At 72.4% G+C, this 14,069-nt stretch carries 10 protein-coding genes; 6 read left to right on the top strand and 4 right to left on the bottom strand.

Annotated elements, in window-relative coordinates:
- Position 1 precedes the first annotated feature (1 nt).
- From Sspor_RS20495 to Sspor_RS20470, 6 genes are read left to right on the top strand one after another with little or no spacing between them, the layout of a single operon-like run.
- Positions 2-1,522 (top strand): SagB family peptide dehydrogenase, encoded by a 1,521-nt coding sequence (locus Sspor_RS20495; protein ID WP_202200428.1) that lies wholly within the window; start codon positions 2-4, stop codon positions 1,520-1,522.
- Entirely contained in the window at positions 1,519-2,331 is an 813-nt protein-coding gene (locus Sspor_RS20490; protein ID WP_202200427.1) for a biotin/lipoyl-containing protein, read from the top strand. The genes Sspor_RS20495 and Sspor_RS20490 overlap by 4 nt, the downstream gene beginning before the upstream one ends.
- A gap of 12 nt (positions 2,332-2,343) precedes the next feature.
- Positions 2,344-4,644 carry an NHLP family bacteriocin export ABC transporter peptidase/permease/ATPase subunit gene (locus Sspor_RS20485; protein WP_237403944.1) on the top strand — a complete coding sequence of 767 codons (2,301 nt, stop codon included), beginning with the start codon at positions 2,344-2,346 and terminating at the stop codon, positions 4,642-4,644.
- Positions 4,641-7,595, top strand: coding sequence for an NHLP bacteriocin export ABC transporter permease/ATPase subunit (locus Sspor_RS20480; protein ID WP_202200426.1), 2,955 nt, complete (start codon positions 4,641-4,643; stop codon positions 7,593-7,595). The genes Sspor_RS20485 and Sspor_RS20480 overlap by 4 nt, the downstream gene beginning before the upstream one ends.
- A 12-nt stretch (positions 7,596-7,607) precedes the next feature.
- Positions 7,608-7,745 carry a hypothetical protein gene (locus Sspor_RS20475; protein ID WP_202200425.1) on the top strand — a complete coding sequence of 46 codons (138 nt, stop codon included), beginning with the start codon at positions 7,608-7,610 and terminating at the stop codon, positions 7,743-7,745.
- A 33-nt stretch (positions 7,746-7,778) separates the two neighbouring features.
- Entirely contained in the window at positions 7,779-9,743 is a 1,965-nt protein-coding gene (locus Sspor_RS20470; protein ID WP_202200424.1) for a carbamoyltransferase C-terminal domain-containing protein, read from the top strand.
- An 81-nt stretch (positions 9,744-9,824) separates the two neighbouring features.
- On the opposite strand, the gene Sspor_RS20465 is transcribed toward Sspor_RS20470, so the two are convergent.
- From Sspor_RS20465 to Sspor_RS20450, 4 genes are read right to left on the bottom strand one after another with little or no spacing between them, the layout of a single operon-like run.
- Positions 9,825-10,604 (bottom strand): alpha/beta fold hydrolase, encoded by a 780-nt coding sequence (locus tag Sspor_RS20465; RefSeq protein WP_202200423.1) that lies wholly within the window; start codon positions 10,602-10,604, stop codon positions 9,825-9,827.
- Positions 10,605-10,606: 2 nt separating this feature from the next.
- A complete protein-coding gene (locus tag Sspor_RS20460) occupies positions 10,607-11,599 on the bottom strand; it encodes a Rieske 2Fe-2S domain-containing protein (protein ID WP_202200422.1) in 993 nt (330 codons plus the stop codon).
- Complete coding sequence (locus Sspor_RS20455) at positions 11,596-12,825, bottom strand: flavin monoamine oxidase family protein (protein ID WP_202200421.1); 1,230 nt, start codon at positions 12,823-12,825, stop codon at positions 11,596-11,598. The genes Sspor_RS20460 and Sspor_RS20455 overlap by 4 nt, the downstream gene beginning before the upstream one ends.
- Positions 12,825-14,060, bottom strand: a complete 1,236-nt coding sequence (locus Sspor_RS20450; protein WP_202200420.1) for a cytochrome P450 — start codon at positions 14,058-14,060, stop codon at positions 12,825-12,827. Before Sspor_RS20450 ends, Sspor_RS20455 begins: the two co-directional genes overlap by 1 nt.
- Positions 14,061-14,069: the final 9 nt, after the last annotated feature.

Below are 14,069 nucleotides of genomic sequence, written 5' to 3'. Positions count from 1 at the left end.
CATGACGACTGGGCAGAGTGACCCGGCCCACCTGGACCACCCGGCCCGGACCGTTCAGGCGGTCCTGCGGCTGCGGCGTGACGCGACGCTCGAAGAGGCTCCCGGCCAGACCGGAGCCGCGGCCACCGGGGCCTGGCTCCTGTCGGCCCCGGCCGGCTCCGTCGCTCTGCCGGACACCACTCCCGGACTGCTGGCGGTGCTGACCGCCCTCGGTAGCGACGACCGGGCCGAGGACCAGCTCGCTCCCCTCGTCACCGCACACGACGGGGAGTTCGGCCTGCTGCGCCTCCACATGCTGCTGCACAAGCTCGACGCCGCGGGCATGACGGAGCGCGCCGTACGGCTCGATGGCGCGCCGATCGCCCGCCTGCGCCAGGTCGGCCGCGGCCGCCTCGCGCTGCCGGCCGCTCCGGCCGCCGACGCACCCGTCAAACTGTCCCGGTTCGCCACCGCGACCGCCGAGGGCGGACTGCTGGTGGTGCGCGCGCCGGGCAGCCCGCTGGCGCTGGAGCTCTCGCCGGCCGCCGCCGCACTGCTCGGTGTCCTCGCCGACTGGAACAGCCCGGCCGGGGCGGCCGAGCTGTGCGGGCTCCCGGACACGGCCGTGTCCCAGGTGCTGCGGCTGTGCGCGGCCGGTGGTCTGCTCGTCACCGGCGGGCCGGAACACGACCCGGAGGCCGGGGAGCGGCGGCTCGCCCAGTGGTCCGCCGCCGACCTGGCCCTCCACTCCCGCACCCGGGGCCCGCGTACGGTCACCGGCTACGGCGGCACGTACCCGCTCGGGGAGCGCTTCGGCCCCGAGCCGGCGTCCCGGGAGCCCTTCCCGGGACAGCGGATCGCCCTGCCCGTCCCCGACCTGGGCGCCCGCGCGAAGAGCGAGGCCTCGTTCAGCGAGGTGCTGGAGGGGCGCAGGTCGATCCGTGAGCACGACGCGGACGCGCCGATCACCCTGGAGCAGCTGGGTGAACTGCTCTACCGCAGCATGCGGTTGCGGCAGACCTTCACCGGCAGTGACGGGCAGGAGCTGAGCGACCGCCCCTACCCGTCCGGTGGCTCCGTCCACGAGCTGGAGGTCTACCCGCTCATCACCGAGTGCGTCGGCGCCGAGCCGGGGCTGTGGCACTACGCGCCGGACCGTCACGAGCTGGAGCTGGTGGCCGAATCCGGTCCCGCCACGGCCGCGTTGGTGGAGTCCGCACGGGGCAGCGCCCTGATGGACTCCGCTCCGCAGGTGACGCTTCTGGTCGCGGCCCGCTTCGGGCGGGTGATGTGGAAGTACGAGACCGTCGCCTACTCCCTCGTCCTCAAGCACGTCGGCGTGCTCTACCAGACCCTCTACCTGGTCGGAACGGCCATGGGGCTGGCGGTGTGCGGCCTCGGCGGCGGAGACGCGGACGAGTTCGCGGCCGCCTCCGGCCTGGACCGCCACTCCGAGGGCGCGGTCGGCGAGCTCGTCGTCGGCAGCCGTCCCCGGACGCTGCGGCACAGCGCGGGAGTCCCCCGAGGGGAGGACCAGTCATGATGTTCCGCTTCAAGGCGCTCCAGCGGATGCGCGAGCCCGACGAACTGGACTCACCCACCCTGCTGGCGGCGCCACGCGGCTGGATCGCGTTGTTCGTCGTCATGATCACCATGGCGGCCGCGGTGATCTGGGCCTTCGCCGGCCAGTTGCTGATCAGTGTGAGCGCGCCGGGCCTGCTGACCCGCCCGGGCGGTACGGCACAGGTGCAGAGTCCCTTCACAGGCATGGTGCAGCGGGTGCTCACCCAGCCCACCGCCACGGTCACCGCGGGGCAGACGGTCATCGAGGTGCAGGACCTCGCCGGTCAGATCCGCCGGATCACCAGCCCGTTCGCGGGCCACGTGGTCGGGCTGGCGGTCAGCGACGGGCAGATGATCGACGTCGGCTCCGCCGTCCTCACCGTGGAGCGCACCGACGTCTCCGGCGATCGCATGATCGCCATGGTGTTCGTGCCCGCCGACCGGGCCGCCCGGCTCTTCCCGGGCAACAAGGTGGACCTGGCCGTCTCCACGGCCCCGCCGGCCGCCTTCGGCCTGCTCCGCGGAACCGTCACCTCCGTCAGCCCCTACCCGCTGACGTCGGAGGCCCTGTCCGGCCTGGTGGGCGGCGAGCTGGCAGCCCGGCAGTTCGCCTCGGGCTCCGCGCCCCGGCTGGTCATCGTGGACCTGGTACGCGACGAGAACACCCGCTCCGGCTTCGCCTGGTCCAACACCAGCGGCCCCCAGACAGCGCTGACCACCCAGGTGGGGGTCTCCGCGACGATCAATCTCGGCAAGCAGACCCCGTTCAATCTGATCCTCGGACGCTGAGGGGACATCGCCATGACGCAGAGCACCCTGGCCAAGCCCCCGGCCGGGCCCCCGGCGAAGAACACGACCCCGCCCGCCCCGGGCGGACCCGGCCGCCCGGCCGGCCGGCGCCGGCGGATCCCGCTGCCCCGCATGCGGCCCTGGCGCCACAAGGTCCCGACCGTCATGCAGATGGAGTCGGTGGAGTGCGGCGCCGCCTCCCTGGCGATGATCCTCGCCCACTACGGACGCCACGTCCCGCTCGAAGAGCTGCGCGGCGTGTGCGGCGTCTCCCGGGACGGCGCCAACGCCGCCACCGTGCTGGCGGCGGCCCGCCAGTACGGCATGACCGCCCGCGGCTACCAGACCGAAGCGGAGAACCTGAAGGACCTCGACCGGCCGGTCGTCATCTTCTGGGCCTTCCAGCACTTCCTGGTCGTCGAGGGCGTGCGCACCCAGTACGGCAAGACCGTCGTGGCCGTCAACGACCCGGCCGGCGGGCCCCGGCTGATGGACTGGGACGAGTTCGACTCCGGCTTCACCGGCGTCGTCCTGTCCTTCGAACCCGGCCCGGACTTCGTGCGCGGCGGTACCCGCACCAAGGTCGGCGCCGCGCTGCTGTCGCGCCGGCTGCCGTCGGGACGGGCCCTCCCGCTCGTGCTGATGGCCAGCGCCCTGCTGGTCGTTCCCGGCATCGCCACCCCCGCGTTCACCCGGGTCTTCATCGACCGGGTCCTGGCAGGAGGCTCGGCGGGGTACCTGGTGCCCCTGCTGCTCGCCATGATGTTCACGGCGCTGTGCGTCTTCGTCCTCACCTCCGTGCAGCGGCACTACCTGCTGCGTCTGGAGATCCGGATGGGGCTGGTCAGTTCGGCCCGCTTCTTCCGCCATCTCCTGCGGCTTCCGGTCGACTTCTTCATGCAGCGGCGCCCGGCCGAAGTGGCCAACCGGGTCGCGGGCAACGACGTCGTGGCCGAGATCCTCTCCCGGGACCTCGCCCTCACCGTCGTCAACCTCGTGCTCGTGGTGTTCTACGCGGCCCTGCTGATCCACTTCGACGTCCTGCTCGGCGCCATCGGCGTCGGCATGGCACTGCTGAACATCGTGGTGCTGCGCTGGGTCGCCCGGGCCCGCACGGACGCCGTGGTGGCGCTGCGCACCGACCGCGGCAACCTCACCGCGACCACCTTCACCACCCTCAGCCAGATCGAGACGGTCAAGGCCACGGGCGCCGAACCCGACGCCTTCAGCCGCTGGGCGGGCTTCCTCGCCAAGGTCATCTCCGCGAAGCAGCACCTGGGCGTGCCGACCGCCGTACTGATCGTGGTGCCCCCGATGCTGGCCTCCCTCAACAGCGGGTTGATCCTGCTGGTCGGCGGTCAGCGGGTGGTGGACGGCGCGATCAGCGTCGGCATCCTGGTCTCCTTCCAGACCCTGCTCGCCGCGCTCAGCCGTCCGGTCACCCAGCTCACCAATCTCGGCGGCCGGCTCCAGGACGTCACCGCCGACATCAAGCGGCTGTACGACGTCGAGCACTATCCGGCCGACACCTCCTTCGACGTTCCCGAGGACCCCTCCCGTACCGGCCGGCTCGACGGGCACCTGGAGTTCGAGGACGTCACCTTCGGCTACAGCCCGCTGGCCGCGCCGTTCATCAAGGACCTGTCCTTCTCCGTGGTGCCCGGCCGCCGGGTCGCCGTCGTCGGCAGCTCCGGCAGCGGGAAGTCGACCCTCGGCAGGCTGCTCACCGGTCTGTACGCCCCGTGGTCGGGCCGCATCCTGCTCGACGGCCGTCCCCGCGAGGAGATCTCGCGCACCGTGCTCGCCGCCTCGGTCGCCTACGTGGACCAGGACATCTCCCTCTTCGAGGGCAGCGTCCGGGACAACCTCGCGCTGTGGAACAACGACGTCCCCGACGACGTCATCATCTCCGCGCTGCACGACGCCGCCATCTTCGAGACGGTGATGGCCCGTCCCGGCGGTCTGCACTCCATGGTCTGGGAGGGCGGACGCAACTTCAGCGGCGGCCAGCGCCAGCGCCTGGAGCTCGCGCGCGCCCTGGCCACCCAGCCCACCCTGCTCATCCTGGACGAGGCCACGAGCGCCCTGGACCCGGAAACCGAACGGGTCATCATGGACAACCTGCGCCGCCGTGGATGCGCCTGCCTCACCATCGCCCACCGCCTGTCCACCGTGCGGGACGCCGACGAGATCATCGTGCTCGACAAGGGGCAGATCGCCGAACGCGGCACCCACGAGCACCTGCTGGCCCGCGGCGGCCACTACACCGGTCTCATCGAGTCGGTCCGCACCGCCGAAGGGGGCGACCTGTGATCACCTCTGCGTTCGCGCCGTTCTTCTCCGACGCGGCCACCCGCGCCGACCTCCGGACCGAGCCGTTCACCGTCCTGGACGACGTACGCCGCGTGCTGCTGGTGGAGGCCGGCGCCGTGGACCTGTTCGCCGTCCGCCTGGTGGACGGAGTGCCCACCGGGCGCTGGAACTTCCTGGCCCGCGTGGAGGCCGGCGCCCTGCTCATGGGATCGCCGTCCGGACCGCAGCACGGCATCGTCGGCCGGCCGGTGCCCGACACCGTGCTGTCGTACCTGCCGCTCTCCCACCTCGAAGGCCTCTCGGCCCGGCGCGTCGCATGCGACACGTCGTCGGGGCTGGCGGTGCGCGCCCTGTCCGCCGAGGCCTACGGGGACGCGGTACAGCAGTTCCTGGACGGCCTGGAGCAGGGCATCGTGGCCCTCGCCCAGGCTCTGCGCGACACCCTGCCGCCCCGTGAGTTCGTACCCCTGTCCACCGACGGGCCCACCGCGCTCGCCGCCGGACAGGCCGTCCGTTCGGTGGACGGCGTCCGTTGGGTGCGGGTGGAGGAGGGCTCGGTCGAACTCGGCGAGGGCGTCTCCGGTCGGCTCACGACCGGTATGGACACCTGCCTCACCCAGCGCGACTGGCTGATCGCCGACTCACCCGCCCGGCTGCGCGCCCGCTCGTCGCGGGAACTGCTCGACGAGGGAGCCCTCTGGGGTCTCCTGCTCGCCCACGCGACCCGCCTGCTCTACACCGTCGACCGTCGCATCGAGGGCCAGCGCGGCCTGGAACGCGAGGCCCTCGACGTCCGCCAGGCCCGCGAGGCCGGCACCCTGGCCACCACGGCCCGCAGCTTCGAAGCCGTCCTGCACGACACCGAGGCCCGCATCCGGCTCGCGGACGTCGCCGCGGACCCGCCGACGCTGGCGGCCGCCCGGCTGGTCGCCTCGCACCAGGGTTTCGCCGTCAAGGCCCCCCTGGTCGGCAGTGGTCACGGCCGCAACCTGGACGACCTGCAGTCCATCGCGCACGCCTCCGGCGTCCGCACCCGTGCCATCCGGCTGGACGGCCAGTGGTGGAAGACGGACTTCGGCCCGGCGATCGGCTACCGCAAGGTCGGCGACCAGCCGGTGGCACTGCTTCCCATCGGCGGCCGCTACGTGATGGCCGAAGCGGGCAAGATCACCGAGGTGACCGCCAAGCTCGCCGAGGAGCTGCAGACCAAGGGCGCCATGCTCTACCAGCCGCTGCCCTCCGCGGTGCGGTCGATCAGCGGCCTGCTGCGCTTCGGTATCCGCAGCAACCGGCGCGACCTGTGGATGTTCGCCTGGACGGCGGCCCTGGCCGCCCTGGTCGGACTGCTGGTCCCCGTCATGACCGGGCAGGTCCTCGGCACCTTCGTCGCACAGGCCCAGCGGGGCCTGATCGTCCAGGGTTCGCTGGTGGTGATCGGGTCGGCCCTGGTCGTCGCGGCGCTGTCCATCGTCCAGAACATCGCCGTCCTGCGCATCGAGAGCCGTTCCACGGCCGCCATGCAGGTGGGCGTCTGGACCAAGCTGCTGTCCCTGCCCACGTCCTTCTTCACCCGCTATTCCACCGGCGAACTCGGCACGACCGTGCTCGGTGTGAGCGCCGCCCAGGAAATGCTGTCGGGCATGATGACCAGCGCGACCCTGGGGTTCATCACCGGCTCCGCCAATCTCGTCCTCGTCTACTTCTACGACCTGCGGCTCGCGCTGCTGGCCACCGTGCTGGTGCTGGTCGGCGCGGTGTTCGCGCTGGTCGCGGGACGGATAGAGGTGCGCTGGCAGCGCAAGCTGTACGCACACGAGCAGAAGCTGTCGTCGCGGGTCTTCCAACTGCTCACTGCCGTCCCCAAGCTCAGGGTCACCGCCGCCGAGGACCGGGTGTTCGGTGTCTGGGCCTCGGAACTGGCCAAGGGCCGCAGCCTGTCCGCCGCGTCCCGGCGGGTGCAGAACATCGTGACGACCTTCAACGCCGGTTTTCCGCTGGTGTGCTCGGTCATCATCTTCGCGGTGATCGGCGGACCGCTGCAGGGCCAGGTGCCCATCGCGGCCTTCCTCTCGTTCTTCGCGGCCTTCAACCTCCTCCTGGCCTCCAGCTTGCAGTTCACCTCGGCCGCGATCACGGCGATGGGCGTCGTACCGCTGCTGGAGAAGCTGCGCCCGATCCTGGAGACGGCACCGGAGGTCGACCAGTCCAAGGCCGCCCCGGGGGATCTTTCCGGCCGGCTCGACCTCAGCCGGGTCTCCTTCCGCTACGGCGACGACGGCCCGCTCGTGCTGGACGACGTCACCCTGTCGATCGCACCGGGCGAGTTCGTCGCCATCGTCGGGTCCTCGGGCAGCGGAAAGTCCACCGTGCTGCGACTGCTGCTGGGCTTCGAGCAGCCCGTGTCGGGCACGGTGCTGTACGACGGGCAGGACCTGGCGGAGCTGGAGGTCTCCGCCGTTCGCCGGCAGTGCGGCGTCGTTCTGCAGAACGGCTCGCTGCTCGCGGGCGACATCAAGGCCAACATCATCGGCAGCAGCAGCCACACCCTGGACGACGCCTGGGTGGCGGCATCGATGGCAGGCATCTCCGACGACATCTCGGCCATGCCCATGGGCATGAACACCGTGCTGTCCGAAGGCACCAACACCCTCTCCGGCGGACAGCGCCAGCGACTCATGATCGCCCGCGCCCTGGTCGCCCGCCCCCGCATCGTTTTCTTCGACGAAGCCACCAGCGCCCTGGACAACCCGACCCAGCGGCTGGTCGCGGAGAGCACCCGGAAGCTCAGCGCCACCCGGATCGTCATAGCCCACCGGCTGTCGACCGTGGCCGACGCCGACAAGGTCATCGTCCTGGACCAGGGACGGATCGTGCAGCAGGGCCGGTACGAGGAACTGCTCGCCGACGAGAACGGCCTGTTCGCCCGCCTGGCCAGCCGCCAGGTCTCCTGAGGGAGGACCTTCATGGAACGCGCACGGCTGATCGACGTGGCCACCGAGGAAGAGGCACGGGAGTGGGCCCGGCGGATGCCGGCGGGCCCCGCGAACACGGTCGGGCTGCGCCGCTGCGAACGCCCCGGCGCTTCCCGGACACCCCGATGAACACACCAGGACAGCAAGCAGAGGAGCAGTGCCGTGGCTGATCGGCATGACGTGGAGCACTTCCTTTCCGGCTACCTGACACCGCCGGGTCCCATCGCCGTGCTGTCCGCGCGTCACGACCAGAACGTCGCACTGTGGCGGCGCACCGGGCGGACCGTGGAGCTGGTGCGCGTCTGGGAAGTCGAACGCGTCAGCGGCCAGAAGCACCATCACCAGCCGCTCTACACGCCCTCCCGGGCGGAGGCGTTCCTGAACGGACTGCTCGCCACCGAAGGGCTGGACCTGTCCGACATCAGCGCTTCCTGGGGCACCCCGAGCCTGCCCGGCCACGCCGAGATCCCTGTCCCGGCCGGTGCCGAGGACTTCCCCCTCCACAGCCTCGGTCATCTCTTCAGCGGTCTGCTGATGGACAGCGCGCTGTTCAAGCGGGAGACGGTCATCGCGATGGCCGTGGACGGCGGCCCCGACTTCGTCCAGGACCGGGAGACCAAGAGCGCCTGGTACGCCGGGTGCGTCTCCGTCCGGGGACGCCTGGCCTTCGTCCCGGTGGAGTCCCCCGGCCCCCTCTACACGGCGGCCGAGACGATCTTCGGCAAGGAGCCGGGCACCCTCATGGCCCTGGCCTCGGCCTGCCGGACCCGGATCGACGTCGACGCCGAAGCCGTCATGGCCGGAGTCGAGCTGTTCGGCGGGCGGCGGGCGCCGTGGCAGGAAGCGCACCGGGTGGTCGCGACGATCGTGTCCGAGGCACGCCGGCAGCTGGCGGGCCGGGAGCCGGACCGGGAGTTCACCGACGAGGAGAACCTGCAGAGCGCCGTCATGGAGGTCGTCCAGCGGTGCTGCGAGCTGGTCGCGGTCCGCAACGTCGAACGCCTGCTGGAGGCCGGCGGCGTACGCGCCGAGGACGCCTACCTCTCCACGAGCGGCGGATTCGCGCTGAACTGCCCCGCCAACTCCCTGCTGATGGACCGTTTCGGCTTCAAGGGCCTGCTCACCCCGCCCTGCGCCAACGACTCCGGCCAGGCACTGGGGCTCGGGCTGCTCGCCCTGTACGGCACCGGGGCCCTGGACACCGCCGACATCCTGATCGATTCCGCCTACTACGGCAACGACCTGTGCGACGTGGACGCCGCGCTGGCGGAGTTCGCCCCGTGGGTCGAGGAGGTCGGCGACTTCTCACCCGACCGCTTCGCCGAGGACCTCACCGACAGCGTGGTCGCCTGGGTCGACGGCGCCGCCGAGATCGGCCCCCGCGCCCTCGGCCACCGCAGCCTGCTCGGCGACCCCCGGTCGACGAAGGTCAAGGACCTGCTCAACGAGTACAAGCAGCGTCAGTGGTGGCGCCCGGTCGCCCCGATCGTGCTGGCCGAGTCCGCCGCGGACTGGTTCGAAGGCGACCGGCCGTCCCCGTACATGCTGGAGACCGTGCAGGTGCGGCCGGAGGTGCGTGACGCCGTACCGGCGATCGTGCACCTGGACGGATCGGCGCGCCACCAGGTCCTCACCGCCGGGGCCAACCCGCTTCTGCACCGCGCCATCGCGGCGTTCCACGCCCGGACCGGGGTGCCGATCGTGTGCAACACCTCGCTCAACGACCGCGGCGAGCCGGTCGTCGACACCGCGGCCGAGGCGCTGGTCTTCTGTATCCGCAAGGGCCTGCGGGTCGCCTACCTCGGCGGCCGGCGGATCGCCCTGCGCACCGCACCCGTGCCGGAGACCGCACCGCCCACCGCACCGCGGGAGCGGAGCACCGCGTACTTCGCGGGCCAGGAGCAGGACCGCGACGCCCTGTGGCAGGGGTGGCTGGACGAGGGCTACACGGAGGCGGGAATGTTCCTGCTCTCCCGCTCGCCCGACCTCCGTGCCGAGCTGGGGTCCTCCACCGTGGAGCGCGTCAACGCCCTCGGCGCGTACGAGGCCGCCGGCAGCCCGGGCCACGCGCTGATGGTGCGGCGGTTCTGCACGGCGCACGGCCCCGGAGCCCCGTCCGACCGCTGAAACGCGCCCATGCCGATGGCCCGCGGACGGGTGGTCCGCGGGCCATCGGCATGGGAGGAGGAAGGAAGCCGGGTCAGTGGCTCAACCGGCGCCGAGCAGGTGTGCCGCGAGGTCGGCCGCGACGGCCTCGGGCCGCTCCAGCAGCGGCAGATGACCGGACCGGGGCAGCGTCACGACCTCGCAGTCGGCGACGTTGTCGCGCAGCAGTTCGGCGTTGCGGACGAAGGCGGGCATGTCCTCGTCGCCGATGAACACCAGGGTGCGGGCCTGGATCCGGGCCAGGTCCGCCGTGGTGTGACGGTGCGCCGACAGCGTCATCATGGCGCCGCTGTCCAGTTCCGCCCAGGAGTGCCTGACGATCACCGAGCGCAGCGCGGCCCGGAGCTCCGGATGCCCTTCGGCGCCGCGGAAGATGTCGGGGGGCGAGGCCATCCACAGATCGGCCATCTGCTCCCCGGGGCCGGCGAGCGGCTTGAGCATCATCAGCTGCTGATACCGCCGCCGGGCATCGGCGTCCGGGGCCGCGCCCGCCAGGGTGGGCGCGGCGGCCACCAGGGCGTGCACCAGCTCGGGTTCGTCGATGGCCAGCTGGAGCGCGACGGACGAGCCGTACGAGAGCGAGACGATCCGGTGGGCCTGCTCGGCCCGGACGATTCCGGCGATCTGCCGCGCCAGGGCGGGCAGTGTCAGCCCGGCGGGAATGGGGTCGGAGCCGCCGTGTCCGGGCAGGTCGACGCCGATGTGACGCCAGCCGGGCAGGAGCTCCCAGAGGGGCTCCCAGGTGCTGGAGTCCATGGTGTAGCCGTGGATCCACAGCACGGCGGGGCCGCTGCCGGACGAGCGGACGGACAGCTGGTTCATGATCAGTTCACTTCCTCGAAGCCTTCGCAGAACTCGCGGAAGGCGATCACCGGCTCGTCCCTGGCGTCGTAGCGCACGGGCGCGTGCGGATCCAGGTGTTCCCAGACCGTGAGGTCCTCGGCGAGCGCGCGTTCGCTGCCGACGATCAGCATCCGCAGGTCGCTCTCCCGGCCGGGGCTGACGCCGACCGCCACGCGCGCGACACATCCGTCCGGGGTGGGCGTGGCTCCGGTGACCAGGACGTGCACCTGTCCGGGCGGCCCGAACTCGGTGACCACCAGGCCGGGGCTGAAGGCCCGTGCGTAGAAGCGCGGTACGTACTCCAGCCGCGTCTCGCCGTTGCGCCTCGCCCGCCATTTGGCCTCCGCCCGGGCGAGATCGCTCTTCCACGGGGAGTTGCGCATCGGGAACGTGCCCTCGATGGCCAGTTCACCGTTCTCGGTCGGCACGATGTCCATGCCTTCGACGGCCTCGACCTTGTGCAGGGCGGTGAAGTGGTCTGTGTCGAAGGCGTTCTCGATGATGAGACCGGACGGCGCGGCGACCGGAAGGACGACCGCCTCGACCAGCGGATGGCTGACGGCGATCTCCTTGATCACCTTCTCGAACCCGCGGTCGTCCCGCGCGGTGTCGCCGAGCCTCGCGAAGACCGCCTCACCGGCCCGGACCACCTGGTGTTCGGCGACCGACCAGCGTTTGCCCCCGTCGCCGAGCGCGATGCGCTTGCCGTGGAAGGGGCAGACCAGGCAGTTCCCGTCCAGCGTGCCGCCGTATCCCAGGTGCGCGCCCCGGTGCGGGCAGTTCGCGTCGAAGAGCCGGACGTCGTCGCCGTCGCGGACCGCCACCAGGCGGCGCCGGCCGATCGCCAGCGGCGTCACCTCGGCGGTGAGTTCGGACAGGAAGGCCAGCAGGTGCCAGCCGGAGTGCACCGTCTGGGCGTACGCCCCTTCGGAGCGCACCGCGCCCGGCCGCCCGGCCTCGGATCGTACGGTCATCGTGCCACCCCCGACAGGATCTGCGCGGCCGCGCGCTCGCCACTTGCGATCGCGCCTTGTACCCAGGGAAGCCGACGGCCGCAGACGGTCGCCTCCCCCGCGAAGAACAGCGTGTCCTCGACCGGCTCGGCCCACAGGTCCGATGCGTCCCGCGCGCCGGTCCCGGGAGCCGTGAAAGCCCCGCCCGACCAGGGGTCGTTCCCCCAGTCGGCTTCCTCGGCGGCCACCACCCGGGCCGACCGGGTCCAGGGCATGGACCGGGCCAGGAGCGCCGCCGGGCCACCGCCGCCGCGCACGGCGGACCGTACGGCGGCGGCAGCTCCGGCCTTGGCCACGATCAGCACTTCCGGCCGTCCGGCCCGGCTGCGGGCGAATCCGCCGAGCCCGTCCACGTCGAACACCACCGCGGACTCCGGCGCGGGGGCGGAGAGCGTGACGACCGCGCAGTAGCCGTCTCCGGCCGACAGGTCCTTCGCCGCCTGCCACTTGGCCGCGGGCAGCCCGCCGATCCGCAGCCGGCCGTTCACGACCACCTGCGGGGGGACGGTGACGACCGCCGCGCCGACGTGCAGTTCTCCCTGCGCGGTGCGGGCCCGTACCCGTCCTTTGGACCAGTCGAGTTCGTCCACCGGGCAGCCGAGGCGTACGTCGAGACTCCGCGCGAGCTGTGCGGGGAGCCGGTCGAAACCGCCGCTCACCGCGAACTCGCCACCACCGACGTCATCTCCGCGGTGCGCGCGGGCCACCGCCCGGGCGCTCAACGCGTCCGGCTCCGCGGCCCAGTTCTGCCGGTACCACTCCCGTACCGCGCGCCCTTCGGCACCGTCGGCGCCCCTGGAACGCAGCCAGTCGCCGACCGACACGTCCGCATCGCCCTGCGCCGCGTTCAGCTCGGCCTCCAGCGCCCACGGGCCGCGGCGGCCGCGCGCGAGCACCGCCATCTCCGCCAGTGCGCCGTCCTCGACCACCCGGGCCGCGACGTCGCGCGGCACGGTCTCCATACGGTCGCTCCCCATGAGGGTGTGGACCGGGTTGCGGACGCCGTGGACCACTTGTGCGCCGAGTTCGAGAGCGGGCCCGCCGTCGGCCGGGCGGAACGTGCGGATGCGTCCGCCCACCCGTTCGCGGCTCTCCTGGACGATGACGCGAAGGCCTGCCTCCGTGAGGCGGCTCGCGCAGGTCAATCCGCTGATTCCCGCGCCCACGACGAGGACGTCGGTTCGCATCAGGCCTCCATGTCGTTCGTGTTCCGGCCGCGGGCGTCCGAGTGGCGCGGGCCCAGTTCCAGCGGATACTCCGCGAGGCGGCGCGGCAGCACGCAGTCGTCCCAGCGGGCGCGCTCCTGGTACGCCGCGACGGCCGGGAAGCGGCGGAGCAGCCGGGGCAGCAGAAGTGCCCCGGTCTGCCGGACCAGCAGGGCCGCCAGGCAGAAGTGCGGCCCGCCGCCGAAGGCCAGGTGGGGATTGGGGGACCGGTCCAGGAGCAGCTCGTCGGGGCGCTCGAAGACCGCCGGATCCCGGTTCGCGGCGGCCAGCACGGCCAGCACCCGAGCGTCGGCGGGCACCCGGCCGCCGGGCAGTTCCACCTCCCGCGTGGTGACGCGCGCGGTGAACGGGATCGGGGCCTCCAGGCGCAGGAGCTCGTCCACCGCGGTGCGGGCCGACTGCTCGTCGGACCGCCGCAGGTACTCCACCGCTGCGGGGCGGGGCAGCAGCCAGTACAGGGCGTTGCCCACGGTCTCGGCCAGCGGCTGCCAGCCGCCGACGACGGCGAGGCCCAGGATGCCCAGCATCTCGGGCCTGGTCAGCCGGTCGTCGGCGGCCAGCCGGGACAGCGGGCAGTCGAATCCGGTCACGGCGTGGCGCTTCGCCACCGCGTCCAGGAAGCGGTTCAGCTCACCCATGGCGGCCCGGCCCGCGGCGGCCGCCGCCGGTCCCGCCATCGGGTCGAGGTTGACGGAGACTGCGCGGGCCAGCTCCTCGAAGCGCGGGCGCTCGGCGTCCTCCAGCCCGAAGAGCCGCGCGTAGACGGCGGTGGCCAGGGGCTGTCCGATGCCGGTCGCGGCGTCCAGCTCTCCTGCCCGGCCACCCGAGCGGTCCAGCAGGGCGTCGACCTCGTGGCCGATCCCGTCCGCCACCGACCGGATCGCCTCGGGGCCGAGCAGGAGGCCGCCGGGGGCGCGCAGTCGGTGATGGTCGGGCGCATCGGTGGTGAGCATGGACGGGGGGAGGGCATCGTCCCGGGCACGGCCCTGCTGCCCCTGGGCCGCGGAGAAGGCGTCGCTCCTGAGGGCCGCCGAGCAGTCCGCGTGACCGGTGAGCAGCCACATCCGGGTGGCGGGGTCGTGGTACACCGGGGCGTACGTCTGCAGCCACCGGTACGCCGGGTAGGGGTTCACCCGTCCGGTCGGCGAGAACGGATGAGCGAGGTGGCCCGGGAGGCGAAGGGTGGCTGTGGACACGGCGTTTCC

Origin of the sequence: Streptomyces spororaveus (assembly GCF_016755875.1) — a bacterium.
Taxonomy (GTDB): Bacteria; Actinomycetota; Actinomycetes; order Streptomycetales; family Streptomycetaceae; genus Streptomyces; species Streptomyces spororaveus.
Note: the sequence above shows the minus strand (reverse complement) of the source record. Positions and strands in the feature narration are given on the sequence as shown.

Coding starts and splice junctions, on each gene's coding strand:
- Sspor_RS20485 (WP_237403944.1), top strand. CDS start 2,344: ATGACGCAGAGCACCCTGGCCAAGCCCCCGGCCGGGCCCCCGGCGAAG.
- Sspor_RS20490 (WP_202200427.1), top strand. CDS start 1,519: ATGATGTTCCGCTTCAAGGCGCTCCAGCGGATGCGCGAGCCCGACGAA.
- Sspor_RS20465 (WP_202200423.1), bottom strand. CDS start 10,604: ATGAACCAGCTGTCCGTCCGCTCGTCCGGCAGCGGCCCCGCCGTGCTG.
- Sspor_RS20495 (WP_202200428.1), top strand. CDS start 2: ATGACGACTGGGCAGAGTGACCCGGCCCACCTGGACCACCCGGCCCGG.
- Sspor_RS20460 (WP_202200422.1), bottom strand. CDS start 11,599: ATGACCGTACGATCCGAGGCCGGGCGGCCGGGCGCGGTGCGCTCCGAA.
- Sspor_RS20455 (WP_202200421.1), bottom strand. CDS start 12,825: ATGCGAACCGACGTCCTCGTCGTGGGCGCGGGAATCAGCGGATTGACC.
- Sspor_RS20475 (WP_202200425.1), top strand. CDS start 7,608: ATGGAACGCGCACGGCTGATCGACGTGGCCACCGAGGAAGAGGCACGG.